This window comes from Sulfuritalea sp. (genome assembly GCF_031426875.1).
Classification (GTDB): domain Bacteria; phylum Pseudomonadota; class Gammaproteobacteria; order Burkholderiales; family Rhodocyclaceae; genus Sulfuritalea.
Window position 1 is genome coordinate 1 of record NZ_JASJPC010000046.1, and the last position, 23041, is coordinate 23041.

Sequence of the window (23041 nt, forward strand, 5' to 3'; positions counted from 1 at the left end):
CGATAAGCCGTTGTCGCGAGCAAGCTCGCTCCTACATCCATCGGCTTCAACATGTCCGCTTACTCGCCCCAGGCAACGCGCTTCGATCCGGGCAAGATGCGATACTTCGCCCAAGACGGCGCAACCGCCTGACCGTTTGAACTGGGGTATCGGCCTTGAATTTCGCTGGCTTGCACTGGAGATCGCTGAAGACGAGGGTGACGTTGTTCACCCTGGCCATTTTCCTGGTCAGCATCTGGTCGCTTGCGTTCTACTCCAGCCGGGTGTTGCGCAAGGATCTGGAGCTTCAGTTGAGCGAACAGCAGTTCGCGGCGGTTTCCCTGATCGCAGCCGATATCGATCAGGAACTGGAGCTGCGGCTGCAGGTGCTGGCGAGCGTTGCCGCCGGCATCAACCCGGCCATGATGAACGACCCCGCCGCCCTGCAGTCGCGCCTGGCACAGCAGCCGGTTTTTGAAATCCTGTTCAACGGCGGCGTATTCGCGATCAATTCCGCCGGCATGGCGATTGCCGAAGTACCGGTCTCGGCGCAGCGGATCGGCATCGATTTTCGCGACCCCGCCTACCTGAACGAAACCCTGACAGAGGGCAAATCCGTCGTCGGCCAACCCGTCATCGGCCAGCCCGTCATCGGCCAGCAGGCGCAACAGCCGATGTTCGACATGGCCGTGCCCATACGCGACACCCAAGGCGAAATAATCGGGGCTCTGGCGGGAGAGATCAATCTCGGCCTGCCCAATTTCCTGAGCCAGATTACCGACAGCAGCTACGGCAAGTCCGGCGGGGCATTCCTGATCACGCCGAAGACACGCACCATCGTTGCCGCCTTCGACAAATCCCGCATCATGGAAGTGCTCCCGGCCCACGGCGTCAATCCGTGGATCGACCGTTTCATGGAGGGCTATGAAGGTTCGGCGGTGGCCGTCAATCCGCATGGACTGGAAGTGCTGGTCTCGGTCAAGCAAGTGCCCATCGCCGGCTGGTACACCTCCGTGATTCTGTCGACGGCGGAAGCCTTTGCCTCGATCAACGAGCTGCAGCGGCGCATGCTGGTCGCCACGCTGTTCCTGTCCCTGCTGGCGGGCGGCTTGACCTGGTGGATGTTGCTCCGGGAACTTTCGCCGCTGCTCGATGCGGCGCAAGCGCTGACCACCCAATCGCGATCAGGCCAGCCGCCGCAAGCCCTGCCGATTGTCCGCCAGGATGAAATCGGCGAATTGATCGGCGGCTTCAATCAACTGCTGGTCACCCTGGGGCACCGCGAGACGGCATTGAAGGAAAGCGAATTGCGCCTGCGGGCGATAATCGAAACCGAGCCGGAATGCATCAAGATCGTCGATGCGGCCGGGCTACTGAAACAGATGAATCCGGCCGGGCTGGCGATGATCGAGGCCGACTCGCTGCAGCAGGTGCTCGGACGTTCGATATTTTCGGTCATCACCCCCGAATACCGCGCGGCCTTCGAAGACCTGCACCGGCGGGTGCTCGCCGGCGAATCGGTGCAGATGATATTCGAAGTGCAGGGCCTCAAGGGGGGCCGCCGCTGGCTGGAAACCCATGCCGTGCCGATGCTGGACAACGGCGAGCTGGTGCAGCTGGCCGTCACCCGCGACGTCACGGCCCGCAAGCAGGCCGAGGCCGACCTGCGCATCGCCGCTGCCGCCTTCGAATCGCAGGAAGGCATGGTGGTCACCGACGCCGAAGGCGTGATCCTGAGGGTCAATCGGGCGTTTTCCGAAAGCACGGGCTACGCGCCCGACGAGCTGGTGGGCCAGACGCCGCGGCTGCTCAAGTCGGGCCGCCACGACCGGGAGTTCTATCGCGACATGTGGGAAACCATCAACCGCAGCGGCGGCTGGCAGGGAGAAATCTGGGACCGGCGCAAGAATGGCGAGATCTACCCGAAATGGCTGACCATATCGGCGGTGAAGGGCGACAACGGCGCGGTGACTCATTACATCGGCATGCACCACGACATCACGGAACGCAAGAAGGCGGAAGAGAAAATCGAGGAACTGGCCTTCTTCGACCAGCTGACGGGCCTGCCCAACCGCACGCTGCTGCTGGATCGGCTGAAACAGGCCTTGTCCGCCAGCGCCCGCAACAACAACCATGGTGCGCTGCTGTTCATCGACCTCGACAATTTCAAGAAGCTCAACGACACGCTGGGCCATGACATGGGCGACTTGCTGCTGAAGCAGGTGTCACAGCGCCTGAGCATGTGCGTGCGCGCCGGCGACACCGTGGCCCGGCTCGGCGGCGATGAATTCGTGGTGATGCTGGCCAACCTGAGCGCCAGCGAGAGCGAAGCCGCCACCGGCATCGAATCGGTCGCGGACAAGATCCTCACCTCGTTCAACCACAAGTATCAACTCAACAATGTGGCTTTCCAGAGCACGGCCAGCATAGGCATCACCCTGTTCGGAGCCCGGCACCCCAGCATCGACGACTTGATGAAACAGGCCGACCTGGCCATGTACAAGGCCAAGGAAAGCGGGCGCAACACCTTCCGCTTCTTCGATCCGGCCATGGAGTCCGTCGTCAAGGAGCGCGCGGCGCTGGAGGAAGGCCTGCGCCGGGCCGTCGACGGCAAGCAGTTCGTGCTCCATTACCAGGCCCAGGTCGGCGGCCAGGGCCGCGTCACGGGTGCCGAAGTCCTGGTGCGCTGGCAGCATCCGGAACGCGGCCTGGTCTCGCCTGCCGAGTTCATTCCGCTGGCCGAGGAAACCGGGCTGATCCTGCCCCTGGGGCAATGGGTGCTGGAAACGGCCTGCAGCCAATTGGCAAATTGGGCCGTCCGGCCGGAGATGGCCCAGCTCACGATCGCGGTCAATGTCAGCGTGCATCAAATCAACCGGCCCGATTTCGTCAGCCAGGTGCTGGCGGTGCTCAAGGACACCGGCGCCGATCCGCTGCGACTGAAGCTGGAACTGACCGAAAGCCTGCTGGTGCACAACGTCGAGGAGATCATCGAAAAGATGGCCGCGCTGAAGGCCGCGGGCGTGGGCTTCTCACTCGACGACTTCGGCACCGGCTACTCGTCGCTGTCCTACCTGAAGCGCCTGCCGCTGGATCAGTTGAAGATCGACCAGTCGTTTGTGCGCGACGTACTCACCGACCCGAACGATGCCGCGATTGCACGAACCGTCGTGGCGCTGGCCCAGAGCCTCGGCCTGTCGGTGATGGCGGAAGGCGTCGAGACGGCGGCGCAACGCGACTTCCTCGCCCGTTCCGGCTGCAATGCCTATCAAGGCTATTTCTTCAGCCGGCCGCTGCCGATCGATGGCTTCGAGCGCTTCGTCCGGGAGCCCGCAGGCGCGTGAGCGCCACGCACGGCCACCCGAAGCGGCGCCAGTCATCACACGGAGCCGCACCGCGGCGAACCATTGTCACCCCCTCGCTTGGCGAGGGGGCCGGGGGGAGAGTAGTCCGGTGAGCAAAGACCCGCATCAGCGGATTTGATCCTGCCTGCAGCGCCCGTGGATCGGCATTTCGGCTTGCCCGGGCATGTACTATGATCAAAAACATATGGGGATATCCCCGTATGGTTTTGCAGGCGGGACCAGGTGCCCGTAGTGAATTTTTTCTGGCGACGCGCGATGCGTCGCGACGTGTCTCCTGAAGCTCCCGCTTGTTGAGGAAGGAGACCTGCGATGAACAATCCAGTCAAAATCAAAAAATCCACGCATTTGCATTTCTCGAAGAAGTTGTCGGCAAAAATCGTCGTTGCCCTCGTCCTGCTGATTCCCGCCGTGGCGATGGGTGAGGACAAGGGCTTGAGCGGCAAGCAGGTGGTGGATGCGGTTTGCGCCAATTGTCACGCCACGGGCCTGCACGGCGCGCCGAAAATCGGCGATGCGCAGGCTTGGAAACCGAGGGCCGCGCAAGGGTTGACGAGCCTCAGTCAACACGCGCTGCAGGGCCTGCGAAAAATGCCGCCGCACGGCGGCAATCCGGGCCTGGGCGACATGGACATCAAGCGCGCCATCACCTACATGGTCAATCAGTCCGGCGGCCACTGGACCGAACCGGCGGCGGTCGCGACGGCGTTTCGCGAGCGCTCCGGTGAACAGATCGTCAACAGCCAGTGCATCAAGTGCCACGAGAGCGGCGTCGACGGCGCGCCGAAAATCGGCGACCTGGCTGCCTGGGCGCCCCGCTTCTCGCACGGCACGGAGTTCCTGGTCCGTTCCGCGATCAAGGGGCATGGGGCGATGCCTCCGCGCGGCGGCATGGCCGATCTGACCGATTCCGAAATCCGCGTGGCGGCGCTCTACATGTTCAACAAGGGCATTGTGCCGAACGGCGCACCTGCCGTGGCCAAGGCTCCGGGCGAAGACCGCAACCACAAGATTGTCGAAGGCATGGACGTGTATCTGGGTGTCGTATCGGCGGAGTCGATCCGGGTCAAGCATCTGGCCGAAGACAGGCAGGGATCGATGGGCGGCGGGATACCCAGCGGCAAGGGCTATTACCACGTCAATATTTCTCTGCTCGACCGCGAGACGGGCAGCGAGATCAAGGATGCGCGGATCGAGCTGAGCGTCGATGATCCGGTGATGGGCGAGCAGACCAAGAAGCTCAATCCGATCTCGTTCAACCGCGCCACCAGCTATGGCAACTATTTCAGGATGCCCGAGAAGTACGCGTACAGGATCACGGCGCTGATCCACAGGGTCGGCCAGAATCAGCCGACGAAGGCAAAGTTCGACTTCCGGCCCGACTGACCCCGACTGACCGAGGCGCGCCGCTTCAGTCCGGCGCAAGGCGTGGCCGGGGTTGGAGCCGGGATTGGGATCGGTGCCGCCGCCGTGCCGCCGGCGTCGACTCCTGAACCATCCGACGCGAGCCGGATTACAGCAGGCCCGAAAACTCCCCGCCCACTCGCCGCTTCATGATTCGGGCATAGAGTCCCGGCGCCAGCCGGCTGAGCCACCAGGCCTTGCGCGCAGTGGCATCGGGCAGCAGCAGCTTGTGTCCTGCCGCTACTGCATCGAAAATGCGCTGCGCGATTTCCTTGGGCGAGGACTCGATGCCGACGGTGATGCGCGGGCTGCTCACCGGCGCGCCGCTGCCGTCGGTTGCGGCGGCGCCTATGCCGGTACGGATGAAGGAGGGACAGACGAGGGTGACGCCGACGCCGCTGCTTTCGACTTCGCTGCGCAGGCTATCGAAGAAGCCGTGCAGCGCGTGCTTGCTGGCGGCATAGCCGGTGCGACCGGTCAGCGGCGAAAAGCCGGCGACGCTGGAGATGGCGACGATGAAGCCCTGCCGCGCCACGATTTGCGCCAGCGCGGCCCGGGTGAGATTGGCGGCACCGAAGAAATTGACCTCCATGACGCGGCGGATCACGCCGGGATCGGTGTCGGCGAGCAGGCTGCGATGGCTGATGCCGGCATTGTTGATGAGGCCGTCTAGCGCGCCAAAATTCGCCAGCGTTGCGGCTACCGCTGCCTTGCAGGCAATCGGGTCGGTGATGTCGCCGGGCAGGGCCAGCGCTGCGGCGCCGGTGGCGCGCAGCGACGTTGTCAGGGTGTCGAGTTTGGCGGCGTCGAGATCCAGCGCGGCGATGCGTGCGCCGGCGGCGGCATAGCGCTGGCACAGCGCGGTGCCGAGGCCGCCGGCGGCGCCGGTGATCAGGACTACTTTGTTGGCGAGGTTGCGGGGGGTCATTTGCGGGTTGGGAGGGAGGCCCTGGATTCCGGCTTCGCCCGCCGCGAAGCGGAATCCCGGGTGTGTCGAGACCGCGGGAATGACGGAGGACGGCGTACGCCGGAATGACGATGCCCCCTCACGTGACTTTGCGCAGGCGCGACGTGCGCCACAGTTCGAAGACTTCGGCCGAGGTGAGCTTGGGCACGTAGCAAAATTCTTCCTTCAGCCGCCGGTTGTCGAGCACCGGGCGGTAGCGCAGGAAGTCGATCTGCTCGGGCCCATACTGGGTCAGGCCCAGCTTCTTCAGCAGCCACAGCGCCGCCTGCAGCATGCTGGGCGGGAATACCACGCATTTCTTGCCTAGTCGCGCGGCGATTTCGTGGATGCTCAGCTTGCCGTCGCCAGCGACGTTGAATATTCCGGTCACCTTCGAGTCGACGCCTTGCACGATGGCGCCGACCACGTCCTGGTCGTGGATGAAGACGAAGGGGCTGTCGGCGCCGCGGATCGCGATCAGGCGCGGCTTCTCGAACAGGTCGGTGATCTGGTTGTGCACCGTGGCACCGAGGATGGTGCCGATGCGGAAGACGACCTGTTGCAGTTGCGGCTGGCTGACGCGGTACTCGGCCAGCATTTCCTCGACTAGGCGCTTGTGCCAGGAATAGGCGAAGCTCTGGTTGCCGCGCAGCGGGTCAGACTCGCCCAGCCATTGCGGATTGTCGGCGTGGTAGCCGTAGGCGGCGCCAGAGGACGAGACGATGACACGCTGCACATGGTGACTCAGGCAGGCTTCGAGCAGGTTGCGGGTGCCGCCGACATCGACGCTGTATTCGAACTCGCGATTGCTGTCTTTGCCCGGCGTGACGATGGAGGCCAGATGCACCACGACCTGCGGCCGATGGCGGGCGACGATGGCGTCGACTTCGGGAAAGCGGATGTCGGCGACTTCGTAACTGACGCCTTCGAGCCGCTGCGCCGGCACGCGTACATCGAGCGCGACGGTGGCGATGTCGCTGCGCGCCGCCAGCGCGGCCACTACCTGGCTGCCGAGGTAGCCGGCGCTGCCGGTGACGAGGACGCAGGCTGCGCTCATGTGGCGCCTTGCGCGTCAGGCGCAGGGCCGCCCCAAGCTTGACGCAGCGTAAGACATGGAGCCGCGCAGCGGCGAACCATCGTCACCCCTTTCCCTGGGGCGGAGGCGGGAATTCGCGGAGCACTGCTCCGCGCCGCCGAAGCCGGCCGGCTGTGCAAAGCCGGCCGTTGGAGCGGGCTGGGAACGTACTCATTGCGGTTCTCTCCTGCTCCAGATGGTCGACACGGTGAGTCCGGAAATGATGTGCCAGATGCCCCACCAGGCCGTGACGATGGCCATGCCGCCGAGGCCGTCGAAGAAGTTGAATATCAGGATCAGGCCCAGCGCCGAGTTCTGGATGCCGACTTCGATCGAGACCGCACGCCGGTCGCGCTCGGGCAGGCCGGCGAACTTTGCGGCGAAGTAGCCCGTAGTCAGCGCCAGGCCGTTATGCAGGAACACGGCGAAGACGACGAAGCCGACGTAATCGAGGAAGTAGCGCCAGTTGGCCGCCAGCGCGCCGAGCACGAAAATGCCGAATACGGCCAGGGAGAAGATTTTCACCGGCTTGTGCGCGCGCTCGACGAAATTCGGGAAGCGTGAGCCGGTCCACATACCCGCCGCCATGGGCAGGCCGAGCAGCAGGAACACGGCAAGCAGCATTTCCAGCGGATCGAGCGCCACCTCCTTGAGGATCTTCGCGGTTTCCGGATACAGCCCGCCCCAGAGCGACAGGTTGAGCGGCGTCATGACGATGGCCACGGCGGTCGAGAGCGCCGTCATGGTGATCGACAGCGCGGTGTTGCCCTTGGCGTAGTGCGTGAGGAAGTTGGAAATGTTGCCGCCCGGACAGGCCGCGACCAGCATCATGCCCAGCGCGATGCTGGGCGCGGGTTTGATCACCAGCACCAGCAGGAAGGTGAAGGCCGGCAGCAGGATGAACTGCCCGATCATGCCGATGATCACCGGCTTGGGCATGGTCAGCACCGCCTTGAAATCTTCCACCTTGAGGTCGAGCGCGACGCCGAACATCACCAGGCCGATGATGAAGTTGAGCGCCCACAGGGATTGCGGATTGAAGTTGAGGCGGACGAGGTCGATTTCGTTCATGGGCTCTCCGTAGCAAGCATATGCTGCCGCCCGTCATTCCCGCGCACGCGGGAATCCAGGCCGTACTGGATTCCGGCCTTCGCCGGAATGACGAAAATCACGCCTTCGGTTCCTCGTGCATCTTCTTGAAGTGGATCAGTCCCGGCGCCCACATGTGCTTGACCGGATCGACGTCGACGTGGATCACCGCGCAGCCGCCGGTAGCCAGCGCACGTTCGAGTGCCGGCTTCAATTGCGCCGGATCGGAGACGCGCTCGCCGTAGGCGCCCATGCTCTCACCCAGCTTGTCGAACTTGATTTCGCCGAGGTCGGCCTTGATGGTCTCGTCGGGATCGAGGTGCTTGAAGATCATGGTCTTGATCGGCCGCAGCATGAACTGCTGGTTCATCTTGACCATGCCCCACTGCTTGTCGGCCAGCACGATGTAGATCACCTGCGCGTGGTTTCTCACCGCGGTCTCGACTTCCTGCGAGTGGAAGCCCATGGCGCCGTCGCCGATGATGCAGCAGACCGGCTTGCCCGGCCGCGCAATCGCCGCCGCCACCGCCTGCGACATGCCGGCGCCGAGCATGCCGAACTTGAAGGTGGAGATCACCGTGTTGGGCACCGTGACCTTGTGATAGAACATGGCCCAGATCGTGGCGTTGCCGCCGTCGGCGACCAGCACGGAATCTTCCGGGAAGAGTTCCCTGCAGACGGCACCGATGTGCGCCGGATGCATCGGGATCGCCATGTCGGAGAGCGCCTTGTCCCAGCCGGCGCGTTCTTCCTTCATGGTTTTGGCGTAACCGGCGACGCGGCTGCGGCGGGCGTCGAGCTTGAGTTCATCCTGGCGTTTTTGCAGTTCGTCCCCCAGCAGTTCGAGGAAGCGTTTGGCGTCGGCGACGATGCCGAGGTCGACCGGCTTGTTCACGCCGATCATGTCGCCGTCGAGGTCGACCTGGATGGTTTTCTGCTCCGACGGATGGCGCCAGTAGGGCGGCTTGCCCCACCAGTCGGTCTCGCCGATGCGCGAGCCGAGGATCAGCACGACATCGGCATCGTTGCGCACCTGGTGGTTGAGCTTGACGTGCGGCATGGTGATGGCCAACGGCGAATCCTCGGTCAACATGCCACGCGCGGCCCAGCTGGTGGTGACCGGCGCGTGCAGCAGTTCGGCGACGCGGCGCAACGCATCGTAGGCGTTGGCATGGATGATGCCGCTGCCGGCGTGGATCATCGGCGCGCCCGCCGCGATCAGCAGATCGGCGGCCTGCTTGACTTGCTCGAAAGTTGGCGCTGGCGGCACGGCGTTGCGGTACTGGTGCGGCGCCCAGTAACTGACGTCGGCCTTGAATTTGCCGTTCATGATGGTCTCGGGCACGTCGACATGCACCACGCCGGGCCGGCCCTCGTAACTCTTGCGCAGCGCCTTGCGCACCAGCTCGGGCACGCGGTCGAAGCTCGATACCGCCGAGCTCCACTTGCCGATCTTGCCAATGACGCCGCTCTGGTCGAAGCACTGGTAGCTGCCGCCGCGGTCCGGATACATGATGGTCGGGCGGCGCGCGCTGGTGATCGCCAGCACGCGGTTGCCGTCGGCCTGCTCGACCACCAGCCCAGGCAGCAGGTTGGCGACGCCGGGGCCGTTGCTGGCCATGCAGACGCCGAGCTTGCCGGTCAGCCGCGCATAGGTGCCGGCCATGTGCGCCGCGCAGGTTTCGTGGCGCGGCGTGACGATCTCGATGCCGAGCCGGTGCAGCGCCGAATAGAAACCGAAATAGGTGCCGTCGATGATGCCGAAGACTTTCTCGACGCCTTCCTTCTGCAACATGCGGGCGATGACTTCGCCGCCGGTGATTTCTGCCATGACCTCGTTCTCCTCGTTCTTGCGTCGATTTTTCGGCGCTTGTCGCGTCCGGCAAGAATAGGCGATTGAATAGTGCCGCTGCTTGTCGCAAAATACCCGGCCATTTGTCATTTCGCGACAACATGCCCGGTACCGAAATCGCCCCGAAGGTGGAAATCAGTGTCGCCATGGCCTATGGCCGGCGCCTGCTGGACGTCGTCGATCGCCTCGGGCTGCCGCGCGCGGCCCTGCTGCGGCATGCGCGCATCGACGCGGCGGAATGGAGTGCGCCGCAAGGCCGCCTGCCCTTCAGCGCGCTGGTGGCGCTGTTCCGCACGGCGCTGGCGCTGACCGGCCGGCGCGACCTCGGGCTGGAATTCGGCCGCGATGCGCGGCCCGACACCTTCGACGTGCTCGGCTATGCGCTGATGAGCTGTCGCGACCTGGAGGAGGCGATCGGCCTGGTGCCGCTGTATCGGCGCATCGTGTTCGACTCGGGCTACAGCGAAACACATTTCGGCCGCGAGGGTGGGCACGTCAAGCTGGCCTGGGTGGTGCTGCCCGAGGCGACCCGGGCGGGACTGCCGTACTGCGATCTCCTGGCCGAATCCCTGCTCGCCAGCTGGGCCGGTTTCGGGCGCTGGATAACGCGCAGCGAGCTGCCGTTGCGCGAGGTGCGATTTCTGCATGGCGCGCCCGAAGACACGCTGCCCTTCGACACCTTCTTCGACTGCCCGGTGCGTTTCGCCGCCGGCGAGAATGCAATGCTGTTCGACGGCGACCTGCTGTCGCGTCCGCTGGTCCAGGCAGACGCCGCGCTTAACCTGGCGATGCGCGACGAGGCGCGCTTGGTCATCGCCCGCCTGCAGGGCGGCCATGACATCGTCAGCCAGGTGCGGCAGGCGCTGGTGCCGCTGATGCCGAAGTGCGAGACCACGCTGAAGCACGTCGCGGCCTCCCTCGGCATGACGCCGCGCACGATGCAGCGCCGCCTCGTTCAGGCCGGGGCTTCGTTTCACGGCCTGCTCGACGCCTCGCGCCGCGAACTGGCGCAGGTCTATCTGCGCGATTCGTCGCTTTCGGCGCTGGATGTTGCCTTGCTGCTGGGCTACGCCGAGCAAAGCTCCTTCACCCGCGCCTTCCGCAACTGGTTCGCCACCTCGCCCTCGGCGTGGCGCAAGGGCTGGTAGTTCGGCTGCGGCTACAACTGCCCGCCGGTGCGTGCCAGCAACTGCTCGAAATCGCCCGCCGGCATGGGGCGCGCGATCAGGTAGCCCTGGAATTCGTTGCAACCCTGGAAGCGCAGGAAATCGAACTGGGCCTGGTTTTCCACGCCCTCGGCGACCACGGTCTTCCTCAAGCTCTGGCCCAGCGAGATGACGGCGCGGGCGATCATCGCCACTTCTTCCTCGTGCTCGATGCCGGTCACCAGCGAGCGATCGATCTTGATGATGTCGAGCGGAAAGCGGCGCAGGTAGGACAGCGACGAATAGCCGGTGCCGAAGTCGTCCATCGCCAGGCTGACGCCGAGATCCTTGAATTCGCCGAGGATGCGCACCGCACGCTCGCTGTCGCCGAGGAACACGCTTTCGGTGACCTCCAGTTCCACCCGCTCCGGCGGCAAACCGGCCTCGCGCAGCAGGGCGGCGACACGGTTGACGATCTCCTCGCCGAGAAACAGCTTGGGCGAGAGATTCACCGCCACCTGGATGGCATGGCCGTGGATCGGCAACCATCTTGCGGCGGCGGCGAAGGCCTGTTTCAGGATCACCTCGGTCAGCGGCACGATCAGCCCGGTTTCCTCGGCAATGGGGATGAAGCGGTCCGGCGCCACGCTGCCGAACTCGGGATTGTTCCAGCGCGCGAGCGCCTCGACGCCGACGATGCGGCGGCGGTGATCCACCTTGGGCTGGAAGTGCACGACGAACTCGTCCTGTTCGATGCCGGCGCGCATCGCGCTTTCCAGGTTGAGCCGCTCGTCGGCCAGATGGTTGAGTTCGTGCGTGAAAAACTGGAAGTTGTTGCGGCCGCGATCCTTGGCCGCATACATCGCGACGTCGGCATGCTTGAGCAAGGTGCTGGCATCGTCGCCGTCCTGCGGATAGAGCGCGACGCCGATGCTGGCGCCGACCTGGAACTCGCGCCCGGAAAGGCTGACCGGACGGCCGATCTCGACCAGCACCCGCTCCAGCAGGGAGATGATGGAATTGACCCGGTAATGGTCGTTGAGCACCAGCACGAACTCGTCGCCGCCCTGCCGCGCCACGGTGTCCGAGCTGCGCAGGCAGTGACGCAGGCGGCTGGAGATTTCCACCAGCAGTTCGTCGCCGGCGGCATGGCCGAGACTGTCGTTGATGAACTTGAAATTGTCGAGATCGATGAACACCAGGGCCAGGAAATAGCCCAGGCGCTCGGCCCGCGCGATCGCCTGGCCGAGGCGGTCGGCCAACAGGTTGCGGTTGGGCAGGCCGGTCAGCAGGTCGTGGTTGGCCTGGCGTTCGAGCTGTTCCTGGTAGCTCTTGCGCTCGGTGATGTCCTGCACCGTGCCTTCGTAGCAGATGAATTCGCCATGGGCCCCGCGCACGCTGTGGGCGTTCTCGGATATCCAGATTTTCGAGCCGTCGCGACAGAAGACCTCGGATTCGAAGTTGACGACTTCACCGTGGGCTTCCATCAAGTGGCGGAACTTCTCGCGACGCGACTCCTCGACATACAGCCGGCGCTCGATGTCGGCCAGGTCGTCGATCAGTTCCTGCGGCGTGGCATAGCCATAGAGCTTCGCCAGCGCCGGATTGGCGGCCAGGTAGCGACCGTCGCGGGTGGTCTGGAAGATGCCTTCCGAGGCGTGTTCGAAGATATGCCGATAGCGCAGTTCGGCATGTTCCAGGGCCTTCAGCGTCCTGTGGCGCACGCTGACATCTTCGATGAAGCCCTCGATCACCGGCCGCCCCGTCTCGTCGGCCACGGCGACGCCGCGCTCGATCACCCATTTGACATCGCCACCGCCGGTGACGATGCGGTACTGGACGGAAAAGCGTTTGCCGGCCGCGACGGCAATGGCGATTTCGCCACGCACCCGGGCTCTATCCTCGGCAAAGGTCAGTTCCTCCCACGACACGCAACCGCCCTCGACCAACTCCTGCGACGCGTAGCCGGTCAGTTCCAGGCAGCCGTGGCTGACGAAGAGCATGGTCCAGTCCGCGTCATTCAGGCAGCGATAGGCCATGCCTTCCAGATTATTCACCAGCGTGTCGAGCACCCGCGCCCGGTCCACCGGCAGGGATGTGTCGAGGCTGGAACGGCGCAGGCGGGCAAGTGACGAATGCATGAGGGGACACATAAGCAATCCCCATGCCGCGCTTGAATGCGCCATTTCAAGGATTTCCTGCGCCAAAACGGTGCCAATGGTCACCGGGGGTCACCGGGCGTGCCCCAAGCCGGCTCGTTGCCCGACAGGAGCATCGGCGTTGCGCCGCAGGGCGAACTGATCGAGAATCGCCGTGTCGTCAGCGCCAACTCTTGCCATGAACCTTGTCCGACATCTGCTGAGCATCGGCCTCCTGGCCTGGACCACCTTAGCCGCCGCGCTGCCGCTGGAAAGCATCAAGCTACCGCCGGGCTTCGCCATCGAACTCTGGGCGCGCGTCGACAATGCACGGCAGATGGCGCTGGGCGGCGTCGATGCCAAGGGCGGCGTGCTCTACGTCGGCTCGCGCGGCGCCGGCAAGGTGCACGCGGTGCGTTTCGACGCCGGCTATCGGGCCGGCGCCGTGACGCGCATCGCCGACGGCCTCAACATGCCCAGCGGCCTGGCCTGGCGAAACGGTGCGCTGTATGTCGCGGCAGTGAACCGCATCCTGCGCTACGACGATATCGACAAACGCATCGACCATGGCAATGAGCGCGCGCCGGCGCCGGTCGTCGTCACCGACACGCTGCCGCAGGAAACCCACCACGGCTGGAAGTTCATCGCCTTCGGCCCCGACGGCAAGCTCTATGTGCCGGTCGGCGCGCCCTGCAACATCTGCGCTCCGGGCGACCCCTATGCCGCGCTGCTGCGCATGAACGCCGACGGCTCGGGGCGCGAGATCTACGCGCGCGGCATACGCAACAGCGTCGGCTTCGACTGGAGCCCGGCCGACGGCGCGCTGTGGTTCACCGACAATGGCCGCGATATGCTGGGCGACAACAGCCCGCCCGACGAGTTGAACCGCGCCCCGCGCGCCGGGATGCATTTCGGCTACCCGTTCTGCCACGGCGGCGAGATCGCCGATCCCGAGTACGGCGCGCGGCGCAAGTGCGGCGAATTCGAGCCGCCGGCACAAAAGCTCGGGCCGCACGTCGCCAGCCTCGGGATACGCTTCTACGACGGCACGATGTTTCCCGCCGAATACCGCGGGCAGATTTTCATCGCCGAACACGGTTCGTGGAACCGCTCGCAAAAGATCGGCTACCGCATCAGTCTGGTGCGCGTGAAGGACGGCCGCGCCGTGAGCTACGAGACTTTCGCCAGCGGCTGGCTGCAGGGCGGATCGGCCTGGGGCCGCCCGGCCGATCTGCAAACCCTGCCCGACGGCTCGCTGCTGGTCGCCGACGACCAGGCCGGCGCGATCTATCGCATCACCTGGCGCAAGCCCTGAGCCGCCGCGCATGCGCCCATCCGCCTTTCTGCTGCTGACCGCGCTGACACTCGCGGCGCCGGCATTCGCGGCACAGCCCGCATGCCGCATTCCGGGCATGAAAATTCACTGGATCGCCGATTACTGCATGGCGCAACTCGAGACCGACGACGAGATCGCGGCCGGCGCCTGCATCGGCGACGAACTCGGCCGGGCCTTCGCCGACGATTGCACGGCGAAACTGCATTACAAGCGGGCGATGTGCGAGCGCGCCATCGCGCTGCGTTACCGCCAGGGCGATGTCGATGGCTGCCTGGTCGACCGCGAATTCGTCGGCTCCACGGTACGCAACGGCGGTGTCGGTGGCAGTTGAGGCGACCGATGCGTCACCGTGCCGCCAACGCCAACTCTTCATGAGCCGCCGGAATAATCGCGGGTCGCCATCCGTATATGAGGTGCAAGACCCCCAACCCCAACGGAGAACCTCATGAAAATCAATAAGCTGATTGTTGCATTGTGTGCCGCCGCCCTCGCTGCCGGCGGCGCGCTGGCCGCCGGCGCCCCGGTCAAGCCCATGGACGGCGTGCTGGTCGGCGCCAAGGGCATGACGCTCTACACCTTCGACAAGGATGCCGGCGGCAAAAGCGCCTGCAACGGCCCCTGTGCCGGCAACTGGCCGCCGCTGATGGCCGCCGCGGGCGACGCCGCCAGCGGCGATTTCAGCATCATCACGCGCGACGACGGCTCCAAGCAGTGGGCGCAGAAGGGCAAGCCGCTCTACTACTGGGTCAAGGACGCCAAGCCCGGCGACAAGACCGGCGACGGCTTCAACAATGTCTGGCACGTCGCCAAGCCCTAGCCGACCGGAATGACGTGAACAGCCGCGATGCCATCGTTGCCGAAATCCCCCGTCTGCGCCGCTACGCGCGGGCGCTGACGGGGCGCGTCGATGCGGCGGACGACCTGGTGCAGGAGACGCTGCAGCGCGCGCTGGAAAAGTGGCGCCTGTGGCAGCGCAGCCGCGACCTGCGTCCCTGGCTGTTTTCCATCATGCATAACCTGCACGTCGATGGCCGACGCCGCGACAGCCGCATCGACTTCTGCGCCGACGAGGATCTGCCGGTGCCGGTACAGCGCGCCAGCCAGCACGATGCGCTGGAACTGCGCGACCTCGAACGCGCGCTGGCGCTGCTGCCGCCGGACCAGCGCGAAGTGCTGCTGCTGGTCGGGCTCGAAGAACTCAGCTACGCCGAAGTGGCGCGCGCTCTGAATATTCCGCAGGGCACCGTGATGTCGCGCCTGTCGCGCGCACGCCTGCGCCTCAAGGCGATCTTGGCCGGCGAGACGGCACCGATATTGAAAGTGGTCAGCACATGAATACGCCGATTTCCGAAGACGATCTGCATGCCTGGGCCGATGGCCAGCTCGACCCGGCGCGCCTGATGCAGGTCGAGACCTGGCTCGCCGCGCATCCCGAACGGCGCGCCCAGGCCGAGGAATGGCGCGCACAGTCGGCGCGGCTGCACCGGACCTACGACCGCGTGCTCGACGAAGCCGTTCCGGCGCGCCTGATTCCGGCCGCCAACGCCGCGCCGTATTGGCTCAATGCGCTCGATGCGCGCAAGCTGGCCGCGGTCGCCTGGCTGGGCTTGGGCGCGATCACCGGCTTTTTCCTGCGCGGCGAAACCGCGCCCGCGCCGGGCCCGGGCATGGCAGCGGCTTCGCTGCCGCGCCAGGCGGCGATCGCCCACGCCGTGTTCGTGCCCGAAGTCCGCCATCCGGTCGAGGTCGGCGCCGACCAGGAAGCCCATCTGGTCGCCTGGCTGTCGAAGCGCCTCGGCGCCCCGCTGCAGCCGCCGCAGCTGGAAGAAGTCGGCTACCGGCTGGTCGGTGGGCGTTTGCTGCCCGGCGACAGCGGCGAGGTGGCGCAGTTCATGTACGAGGACGCCGAGCACAAACGCCTGACGCTCTACGTTCGCCCCGCGGCGCCCAAGGCCGCCGACACCAGCTTCCGCTACGCGCGCGAAAACGGCATCGATGTCTTCTACTGGACCGACAGCCGCTTCGGCTACGCGCTGTCGGGCAACACCGGACGCGAAGACATGCTGCGCCTGGCGACGCTGGTGTACCGGCAGCACGGCAAGTAAGGGCAAGGGCTGCAGGGCGGACCGGGCGGACTGTAGGGCGGACTTCAGTCCGCCATCCACCCTGGCCGACTGAAGTCGGCCCTACAACGTCATCCACCGCCGGCCGGCTGAAGCCGGCCCTACAGGGAATGGGGATGGGCAAGGTCGGGACGACGGTAGCGTTCAGCACTCACCCCAGCAGTGCCGCGCGATCCGGATCCGGGGAGGGACTCGCTCATGAGTTCATGTCGCCTGGAATACTTGCGCTGCATAGGCCGCCGCCGCGGATCAGCATGCCCAGGGTGGCGGCCAGATCGAATTCGGGCTCGACCGCCAGTGCCTGCCCGGCCGCCGCGCCAAAGGCCAGGCCTTGCTGCAGGCCGCCGACGAATGCGGCGGCGCCCTCGCCGATGCGGGTGATGTCGACCTCCAGCCCGACGCGCAACACCAGCGCGGCTTCGGCTTGATCCACCGCGATTTGCGCCAGCGCCGCCGCGACATCGTCGGCCTGATGCGCGGCCCACAGCGAAACCACCGCGTGGCGCGAACGCAACACCCCGAGCGAGGGCTGCAGGCCGAAGCGCGCCAGCGGCAGCGATGCGTCGGCCAGCAGGCGCGCCAGTTCCTGCTCCGTCAGCGGCTCGGCATCGGCCGCGTGCCAAGCCTGCACGCGCCGCATTTCGAGGCGCGCGACGTCGGCCAGGTAAGGCAGGCCGACGGCCGGTGGAAAGGCTTCGATGAAGTCGGCGAAGCCCTCGCCGTAAAGCGCCAGCACCGGCGAGCGCGGCGGCTGCGCCTGCACGAAGAGGCGCGCCATGGCGGCAAAGAATTCCTCGCCGACCAGTTCCTGCGTGACCGGGTAGCTGTCGGCCAGCGCATCGATCAGCGAGACCATGACGTTGTTGCGATAGACGGCGAAGCGCCGGCCCGGATCGGACCCGTTCCAGGCGAGCAGGCCCGTCGGGCAGACGGCTTCGGGCGCCAGCAGCGCGTCGGCGAAGGCGCTCTGGATGTTCATGCGCAGACCTCGTCAGTCGCGGCGACACGCTTGCGCATGATGCGCTGCGCCTGGTAGGCCTCGGCCAGCAGCACGGGCAAGGCGGGGATGTCGTTGTCGCGCTCGATCAATGTCGGCGTCGGGCCCAGGCCTTCCAGCGCGAATTCGTAAAGGTCCCAGACGGCCTGCGCCACCGGTGCGCCGTGACTGTCGATCAACAGCGGAGCGCCGGCCGCATCGACATCGCTGGCGAAGCCCGCCAGATGAATCTGGCCGACCGCCGGCAAGGGCAGCGCACCTATGTAGGCGCGCGGATCACGGTGATGATTGACGCAGGCGACGTAAACATTGTTGACGTCGAGCAGCAGGCCGCAACCGGTGCGCCGCACGACTTCGGCAATGAATTCGGTTTCGGCCATGGTCGAAGCGGCGAATTCGACATAGCTCGCCGGGTTCTCCAGCAGCATCCGGCGCTGCAGGCGTTCCTGCACCCGGTCGATGTGCGCACAGACGCGGTCCAGGGTGGCGGCGTGATAGGGCAGCGGCAACAGGTCGTTGAGGAAAGCGCCGCCGTGACTGGACCAGGCCAGATGTTCCGAGAAGGATTCGGGCTGGTAGCGATCGAGCAGCGCCGCAAGCCGGTCCAGGTGCTCCTCGTCCAGCGGCGACGCGCCGCCGATCGAGAGGCCGACGCCGTGGATCGACAGCGCATAGCGTTCGCGTATGCGCGTCAGGTAATGGTGAAACGGGCCGCCCGCGACCATGTAGTTCTCCGCGTGGACTTCGAAAAAGCCCAGTTCGGGCTGCGTATCGAGAATCTCGCGGAAGTGTTCCGGCTTGAGGCCGATGCCGCCCGCGGCAGGCAGGCTGCGGGCGATGCCGGTCAGCACGGGAGCATGCGCTGTGTTCATGGTCGGCGGCTGGCGTTGGCGACGATCAGGCCATCTTTTCCTTGAACTCCATGAGTTGGCCCTTGCCGGTCGGCGAAGTCTTCGAGGCGGCCTTCTCGCAACTGCCCTTGGGCACCATCGACCAGGCATTGCCCTGATGATCCATCTTCGAGGTGCCGGCACAGCTGGTGCCGGCGCCGGCCTTGCAGTCGTTCTTGCCCTTGAGCGCGACGCCGTAGCACTTTTCCTTGTCCATCATCTTGTCCTGGGCGGCGACCGGAGCGGCGGCAATGCTCAGCGCGGCGCCGAAGGCGAGGGCTAGCGAAGCCGCGGTCATGGTGGTGGTCTTCATGGTGGATCTCCTGGGTGGGTTAGGGTTTTGCGCCCCGTACGCAAGCTCGCGTGCGGGGTGCTGCTCGATAGTCGGCAGCGACGCGGATTCCTTACACCTGAATAATTGAAATGTAACCGCCACCGCCCGGAAATCCATCCGGCCGGAGCCGGGCAGGAGCCCCCCGCGCCGGACTCAGGGTCGGGCGAGGACCACGGCGAACCAGTCCCGCGGATCGGTCCAGGCGTCGCAGCGCGAGAAGCCGGCGCGCGCGAGCAGCGCGCAAAAGTCGGCGAGCGTGTATTTATAGCTGTTCTCGGTATGGATGCGCTCACCGGCGGCGAACTGCCGCTGGCCGCCGGGCCAGCTCACCCGCGTCGCGGCCAGCGCTTCCAGGTGCATTTCGATGCGCGATGCGGCGGCGTTGTAAAACGCCACATGACGCCAGCCGGCCGGCTCGAAATCGCTGCCGATCAGCCGGTTGAGGTGGTCGAGCACATTCAGGTTGAAGGCGGCCGTGACGCCGGCCGCGTCGTCGTAGGCGGCTTCGAGCACCGCGAGATCCTTGACCAGGTCGATGCCGATCAGCAGCGCGCCGTCCGCAGCCATCAGCCCGCGAAAATGCGTCAGCAGTTCGAGCGCCTGCGGCGGGTCGAAGTTGCCGATCGACGAGCCCGGATAGAACAGCAGGCGTTTTTCGCGCGGCAATCCGGCAGGAAGTTCGACGATCCCGCTGAGGTCGGCCACCAGCGGCAGCACCTCGAGTCCGGGGAATTCCCCGCGCATGCGCTCCACTGCGCCGTGCAGGAATTCGGCGGAAATATCCACGGCAACGAAGCGTTGCGGGCGCAACAGCCGGCACAAGCCGCGCGCCTTCTCGCAACTGCCGGCGCCGAACTCGATCACCGTACCGCCAGCGCCAACTTTCTGCAGGATGTCCGCGCCGCGGGCCTGCATCACGGCGGCCTCGGTGCGCGTCGGATAGTATTCCGGCAGGCGGGTGATTTCCTCGAACAGCGCCGATCCGCGCACATCGTAGAAATACTTGGGTGCGATCCGGGCCGGCAGTTGCAGCAGCCCCTCGCATATTTCCTGCCTTTCCATGTTCGATCGATCCATCATGCCTCCTGTGCGCAGGGTAACAAACTCCGCCACGGCTGTGGCGAAACGCCGCACAAGCCGCCTGCGGCACGCGCCACGGGCAAGAAAGTCGACAAGGACGATGGCATAATCGGAGGGAATTTATTGCATTGCAGCAATTTCGCGCTAAGATTCACGTGAAATACATCGCCAAGCGCGCTGTGTAAGGTTCGAGCGCAGCGAGCCGATCGATAGCCTCCCCGTGAGGGGAGGATGGGAGGGGCGGGCCCATTTGCCAGCTTGCGGCCCATCGAAGATGCGAGATTTCATAATGCGGGGTGGCTTATCGAAGCCATGAGCGTTAGATTGCCAGTTCAGGGAGCATCCAAATGATCCAGATTCACGCCGACAATTCCGAATACATCGAAAACCGCACTTTCGACGAGATCACCGTCGGCGACAGCGCGATCCTGGTGCGCACGCTGCGCCAGGAAGACATCCAGATGTACGCAATCATGTCCGGCGACATCAATCCCTCGCACGTCGATCCGGAATATGCCCATTCCTCGATGCTGCGCGAGGTCATCGCGCACGGCATGTGGGGCGGCGCGTTGATTTCGAATGTGCTCGGCACCCGCTTTCCCGGTCCGGGCACCGTGTACGTCGATCAGTCGCTGCACTTCGCCCTGCCGGTGCGGGTCGGCGACACGCTGACGGTCGTCATCACCTGCGAAAAGAAGTTCCCGCGCAACCACCACATCATCTTCGATTGCGTCTGCAGCAACCAGGACGGGCAGAAGGTGATCAGCGGCACCGCCGAAGTCCTGGCGCCGACCGAGAAGATCAAGCGCCTGAAAGCCAGCCTGCCGGATTTCAAGCTGTCCGAGAGCCGCAAGGTGCGTTTCGAACACCTGCTGGAAATTACCAAGGGACTGAGCCCGATTTCGATGGCGGTGGCCCATCCCTGCGACACCGAATCGCTCAAGGGCGCCCTGCTGGCGCGCGACCGCGGCCTGATCGTGCCGACCCTGGTCGGTCCCGAGGACAAGATCCGCCAGATCGCCGAAGCCAACCAGCTCGACCTCTACGGCTGCACGCTGATCAACGTCGCCCACAGCCACGCCGCGGCCGAGGTCGCCGTGTCGCTGGCGCGCGAAGGCCAGGTCGAAGCGTTGATGAAGGGCTCGCTGCATACCGACGAACTGATGGGCGAAGTCATCGACAAGGCCACGGGCCTGCGCACCGCAAGGCGCATCAGCCACGTCTTCCTGATGGACGTGCCGACCTATCCGCGCCTGTTGTTCATCACCGATGCGGCGGTGAACGTCGCGCCCAACCTCGAAGACAAAGTCGACATCGTGCAGAACGCGATCGACCTGGCGCGCATGCTCAAGATCGCCGATCCCAAGGTGGCGATCCTGGCCGCCGTGGAAACCGTCAATCCCAAGATGCAGGCCACGCTCGATGCCGCCGCCCTGTGCAAGATGGCCGATCGCGGCCAGATCACCGGCGGCCTGCTCGACGGCCCGCTGGCCTTCGACAACGCCATTTCGGTGGTTGCCGCGCGCACCAAGGGCATCAAGTCGGCCGTCGCCGGCCAGGCCGACATCCTGCTGGTGCCCGACATCGAATCCGGCAACATGCTGGCCAAGCAATTGGAATATCTGGCCGATGCGCTGACCTCGGGCATCGTGCTCGGCGCCCGCGTGCCCATCGTACTGACCAGCCGCGCCGACTCGGCCGAAACGCGCACCGCCTCGACCGCCGTGGCCATGGTGATGGCCCACGCCAAGCGCAAGAAGCTCTGACGCCCATGGCCGACGCCATTCTTACCCTCAATGCCGGCTCTTCCTCGATCAAGTTCGCCCTGTTCGCGCGCGCCGCGACGATACCGCAGCGGCCTGAACTGGTCGGCCAGATCGACGGCATAGGCGCGCTCGGCGGGCAGGCCGCGCATTTCAAGGTCAGCGATGCGGCCGGACAGACACTGGACGACATCGATCTGAATCTCGATGGTCCGACGGAAACCCCGCACAGGAAGGCCTTGAGTTTCCTCGTCGATTGGCTGCATCGCCATGAAGCCGGCTGGCGCATCGCCGGCGTCGGCCATCGCGTGGTGCATGGCGCGCAGAAGTTCTCGCAGCCCATCGTGCTCGACGCGAGCATCGTTGACACCCTGCGCGGCTTCATTCCCCTGGCGCCCCTGCACCAGCCGCACAACCTGGCCGGCATCGATGCCATGAGCGCGGCGATGCCGGGCGTGCCGCAGGTGGCCTGCTTCGATACCGCCTTCCACCGCAGCCAGCCCGAACTGGCCCAGCTCTTCGCCCTGCCGCGCGCCATCACCGCCGAAGGCGTGCGCCGTTACGGCTTTCACGGCCTGTCCTACGAATACATCGCCGAGGTGCTGCCGCAATACCTCGATGCGAAGAGTGCGCACGGCGGCGCGAATGGTCGAGTGATTGTCGCGCACCTGGGCAACGGCGCCTCGATGTGCGCCATGAAGGGTCGCCGCAGCGTGGCCTCGACCATGGGTTTCACCGCCGTCGACGGCCTGATGATGGGCACCCGCACCGGCAACCTCGATCCCGGCGTGCTGCTCTACCTGATGGACTACCGGCAGATGGACGCCAAGGCGCTGACCCGGCTGCTCTACAAGGAATCCGGCCTGCTCGGGGTTTCCGGCATCAGCCAGGACATGCGCGTGCTGCTGGATTCGCCGGCGCCCGAGGCGCGCGAGGCGGTCGACCTATTCTGCTACCGCATCGTGCGCGAAATCGGCTCGCTGGCGGCGGCGCTCGGCGGACTCGATGCGCTGGTATTCACCGGCGGCATCGGCGAGCATGGCGCGCCGGTCAGGCAACAGGTTTGCGCCGAACTCGGCTGGCTTGGGCTGCGCCTGGATGCCGTCGCCAACGCCGCCAATGCATCGAAAATTTCGACGTCCGACAGCCGGATCGAGGTCTGCGTCATACCCACTAACGAGGAATGGATAATCGCCCGGCACGTTGCCGAACTCACCGCCTGAGCGATCACTTTCCGCATCTTCCAGTCATATCGGGCCTGTCAACCCCCTTGACAAGCAAGGCCCGGATGACCCTAGCAAAAAGCGGCCCAAACCGCGTCTGCGCCAAGTCTGGAAAAGCAGCGCCATCCCCCTGTTTTTTCTCTGCTTTCATCCACGAAAAACATACTATATCTAGTGGGGTGCATCCATCACCCGCACTAGCGCTTGATCTAAGTCATTGTTTTTTTACCTGCAAAAATTTTCTGCTTTTCACGATTCTGAGCCGGGGGTATGCTTCTTCGCTCCACGGAACCTTAAACGGACCC

The 23041-nt window shown here is 65.2% G+C and carries 19 protein-coding genes; 10 read left to right on the top strand and 9 right to left on the bottom strand.

Translation table 11 applies throughout. The annotated features are described in order from the left end of the window. Nucleotides 1–197 precede the first annotated feature (197 nt). Together RMO95_RS18520 and RMO95_RS18525 are read left to right on the top strand one after the other, a co-directional pair. Nucleotides 198–3323, top strand: coding sequence for an EAL domain-containing protein (locus tag RMO95_RS18520; protein WP_310452145.1), 3126 nt, complete (start codon nucleotides 198–200; stop codon nucleotides 3321–3323). Between the two features lie 330 nt (nucleotides 3324–3653). Further along, nucleotides 3654–4727 (top strand): c-type cytochrome, encoded by a 1074-nt coding sequence (locus RMO95_RS18525; protein WP_310452146.1) that lies wholly within the window; start codon nucleotides 3654–3656, stop codon nucleotides 4725–4727. A 127-nt stretch (nucleotides 4728–4854) separates the two neighbouring features. Here RMO95_RS18525 and RMO95_RS18530 read toward each other — a convergent pair whose 3' ends face one another. The 4 genes from RMO95_RS18530 to RMO95_RS18545 all read right to left on the bottom strand — a co-directional run bounded on the left by RMO95_RS18530 (nucleotide 4855) and on the right by RMO95_RS18545 (nucleotide 9686). Further along, nucleotides 4855–5673 (bottom strand): SDR family oxidoreductase, encoded by an 819-nt coding sequence (locus tag RMO95_RS18530; protein WP_310452147.1) that lies wholly within the window; start codon nucleotides 5671–5673, stop codon nucleotides 4855–4857. 118 nt (nucleotides 5674–5791) lie between these two features. Beyond that, nucleotides 5792–6748: an SDR family oxidoreductase gene (locus RMO95_RS18535; RefSeq protein WP_310452148.1), complete on the bottom strand. Its 957-nt coding sequence runs from the start codon at nucleotides 6746–6748 to the stop codon at nucleotides 5792–5794. A gap of 189 nt (nucleotides 6749–6937) precedes the next feature. Beyond that, the gene (locus RMO95_RS18540) at nucleotides 6938–7837 is read right to left on the bottom strand and encodes a bile acid:sodium symporter family protein (protein WP_310452149.1); all 900 of its coding nucleotides are present in this window, start codon (nucleotides 7835–7837) and stop codon (nucleotides 6938–6940) included. A gap of 97 nt (nucleotides 7838–7934) precedes the next feature. Next, a complete protein-coding gene (locus RMO95_RS18545; protein WP_310452150.1) occupies nucleotides 7935–9686 on the bottom strand; it encodes a thiamine pyrophosphate-binding protein in 1752 nt (583 codons plus the stop codon). Nucleotides 9687–9808: 122 nt separating this feature from the next. On the opposite strand from RMO95_RS18545, the gene RMO95_RS18550 reads away from it, so the two are divergent. Then, nucleotides 9809–10855, top strand: a complete 1047-nt coding sequence (locus tag RMO95_RS18550) for an AraC family transcriptional regulator (protein WP_310452151.1) — start codon at nucleotides 9809–9811, stop codon at nucleotides 10853–10855. 11 nt (nucleotides 10856–10866) lie between these two features. Here RMO95_RS18550 and RMO95_RS18555 read toward each other — a convergent pair whose 3' ends face one another. Further along, nucleotides 10867–12993, bottom strand: a complete 2127-nt coding sequence (locus RMO95_RS18555; RefSeq protein WP_310452152.1) for a putative bifunctional diguanylate cyclase/phosphodiesterase — start codon at nucleotides 12991–12993, stop codon at nucleotides 10867–10869. 196 nt (nucleotides 12994–13189) lie between these two features. On the opposite strand from RMO95_RS18555, the gene RMO95_RS18560 reads away from it, so the two are divergent. From RMO95_RS18560 to RMO95_RS18580, 5 genes are all read left to right on the top strand, one after another. Further along, a complete protein-coding gene (locus tag RMO95_RS18560; RefSeq protein WP_310452153.1) occupies nucleotides 13190–14305 on the top strand; it encodes a PQQ-dependent sugar dehydrogenase in 1116 nt (371 codons plus the stop codon). A gap of 10 nt (nucleotides 14306–14315) precedes the next feature. Then, nucleotides 14316–14657, top strand: a complete 342-nt coding sequence (locus tag RMO95_RS18565) for a hypothetical protein (protein ID WP_310452154.1) — start codon at nucleotides 14316–14318, stop codon at nucleotides 14655–14657. 114 nt (nucleotides 14658–14771) lie between these two features. Continuing rightward, nucleotides 14772–15143 carry a hypothetical protein gene (locus RMO95_RS18570; protein WP_310452155.1) on the top strand — a complete coding sequence of 124 codons (372 nt, stop codon included), beginning with the start codon at nucleotides 14772–14774 and terminating at the stop codon, nucleotides 15141–15143. A gap of 14 nt (nucleotides 15144–15157) precedes the next feature. After that, nucleotides 15158–15661 carry a sigma-70 family RNA polymerase sigma factor gene (locus RMO95_RS18575; protein ID WP_310452156.1) on the top strand — a complete coding sequence of 168 codons (504 nt, stop codon included), beginning with the start codon at nucleotides 15158–15160 and terminating at the stop codon, nucleotides 15659–15661. After that, nucleotides 15658–16431, top strand: coding sequence for an anti-sigma factor (locus RMO95_RS18580; RefSeq protein ID WP_310452157.1), 774 nt, complete (start codon nucleotides 15658–15660; stop codon nucleotides 16429–16431). The genes RMO95_RS18575 and RMO95_RS18580 overlap by 4 nt, the downstream gene beginning before the upstream one ends. Before the next feature lie 214 nt (nucleotides 16432–16645). Here RMO95_RS18580 and RMO95_RS18585 read toward each other — a convergent pair whose 3' ends face one another. The 4 genes from RMO95_RS18585 to egtD all read right to left on the bottom strand — a co-directional run bounded on the left by RMO95_RS18585 (nucleotide 16646) and on the right by egtD (nucleotide 19750). Beyond that, a complete protein-coding gene (locus RMO95_RS18585; protein ID WP_310452158.1) occupies nucleotides 16646–17428 on the bottom strand; it encodes a DNA-binding domain-containing protein in 783 nt (260 codons plus the stop codon). After that, nucleotides 17425–18318 (bottom strand): DUF692 domain-containing protein, encoded by an 894-nt coding sequence (locus RMO95_RS18590; protein ID WP_310452159.1) that lies wholly within the window; start codon nucleotides 18316–18318, stop codon nucleotides 17425–17427. The genes RMO95_RS18585 and RMO95_RS18590 overlap by 4 nt, the downstream gene beginning before the upstream one ends. A 25-nt stretch (nucleotides 18319–18343) precedes the next feature. After that, entirely contained in the window at nucleotides 18344–18649 is a 306-nt protein-coding gene (locus tag RMO95_RS18595; RefSeq protein WP_310452160.1) for a DUF2282 domain-containing protein, read from the bottom strand. 174 nt (nucleotides 18650–18823) lie between these two features. Next, on the bottom strand, nucleotides 18824–19750 hold the full coding sequence (egtD, locus tag RMO95_RS18600; protein WP_310452161.1) for an L-histidine N(alpha)-methyltransferase: 927 nt from the start codon (nucleotides 19748–19750) through the stop codon (nucleotides 18824–18826). A gap of 347 nt (nucleotides 19751–20097) precedes the next feature. Here egtD and RMO95_RS18605 point away from each other — a divergent pair, with 347 nt between their 5' ends. Together RMO95_RS18605 and RMO95_RS18610 are read left to right on the top strand one after the other, a co-directional pair. Beyond that, nucleotides 20098–21516: a bifunctional enoyl-CoA hydratase/phosphate acetyltransferase gene (locus RMO95_RS18605; RefSeq protein ID WP_310452162.1), complete on the top strand. Its 1419-nt coding sequence runs from the start codon at nucleotides 20098–20100 to the stop codon at nucleotides 21514–21516. Between the two features lie 5 nt (nucleotides 21517–21521). After that, entirely contained in the window at nucleotides 21522–22736 is a 1215-nt protein-coding gene (locus tag RMO95_RS18610) for an acetate/propionate family kinase (RefSeq protein ID WP_310452163.1), read from the top strand. Nucleotides 22737–23041: the final 305 nt, after the last annotated feature.

What these genes read in the sequence shown, in the direction of transcription:
- RMO95_RS18525 (WP_310452146.1), top strand. Translation starts at nt 3,654, where the DNA reads ATGAACAATCCAGTCAAAATCAAAAAATCCACGCATTTGCATTTCTCG.
- RMO95_RS18530 (WP_310452147.1), bottom strand. Translation starts at nt 5,673, where the DNA reads ATGACCCCCCGCAACCTCGCCAACAAAGTAGTCCTGATCACCGGCGCC.
- RMO95_RS18535 (WP_310452148.1), bottom strand. Translation starts at nt 6,748, where the DNA reads ATGAGCGCAGCCTGCGTCCTCGTCACCGGCAGCGCCGGCTACCTCGGC.
- RMO95_RS18540 (WP_310452149.1), bottom strand. Translation starts at nt 7,837, where the DNA reads ATGAACGAAATCGACCTCGTCCGCCTCAACTTCAATCCGCAATCCCTG.
- RMO95_RS18545 (WP_310452150.1), bottom strand. Translation starts at nt 9,686, where the DNA reads ATGGCAGAAATCACCGGCGGCGAAGTCATCGCCCGCATGTTGCAGAAG.
- RMO95_RS18550 (WP_310452151.1), top strand. Translation starts at nt 9,809, where the DNA reads ATGCCCGGTACCGAAATCGCCCCGAAGGTGGAAATCAGTGTCGCCATG.
- RMO95_RS18555 (WP_310452152.1), bottom strand. Translation starts at nt 12,993, where the DNA reads ATGCATTCGTCACTTGCCCGCCTGCGCCGTTCCAGCCTCGACACATCC.
- RMO95_RS18560 (WP_310452153.1), top strand. Translation starts at nt 13,190, where the DNA reads ATGAACCTTGTCCGACATCTGCTGAGCATCGGCCTCCTGGCCTGGACC.
- RMO95_RS18565 (WP_310452154.1), top strand. Translation starts at nt 14,316, where the DNA reads ATGCGCCCATCCGCCTTTCTGCTGCTGACCGCGCTGACACTCGCGGCG.
- RMO95_RS18570 (WP_310452155.1), top strand. Translation starts at nt 14,772, where the DNA reads ATGAAAATCAATAAGCTGATTGTTGCATTGTGTGCCGCCGCCCTCGCT.
- RMO95_RS18580 (WP_310452157.1), top strand. Translation starts at nt 15,658, where the DNA reads ATGAATACGCCGATTTCCGAAGACGATCTGCATGCCTGGGCCGATGGC.
- RMO95_RS18585 (WP_310452158.1), bottom strand. Translation starts at nt 17,428, where the DNA reads ATGAACATCCAGAGCGCCTTCGCCGACGCGCTGCTGGCGCCCGAAGCC.
- RMO95_RS18590 (WP_310452159.1), bottom strand. Translation starts at nt 18,318, where the DNA reads ATGAACACAGCGCATGCTCCCGTGCTGACCGGCATCGCCCGCAGCCTG.
- RMO95_RS18595 (WP_310452160.1), bottom strand. Translation starts at nt 18,649, where the DNA reads ATGAAGACCACCACCATGACCGCGGCTTCGCTAGCCCTCGCCTTCGGC.
- egtD (WP_310452161.1), bottom strand. Translation starts at nt 19,750, where the DNA reads ATGATGGATCGATCGAACATGGAAAGGCAGGAAATATGCGAGGGGCTG.
- RMO95_RS18605 (WP_310452162.1), top strand. Translation starts at nt 20,098, where the DNA reads ATGATCCAGATTCACGCCGACAATTCCGAATACATCGAAAACCGCACT.
- RMO95_RS18610 (WP_310452163.1), top strand. Translation starts at nt 21,522, where the DNA reads ATGGCCGACGCCATTCTTACCCTCAATGCCGGCTCTTCCTCGATCAAG.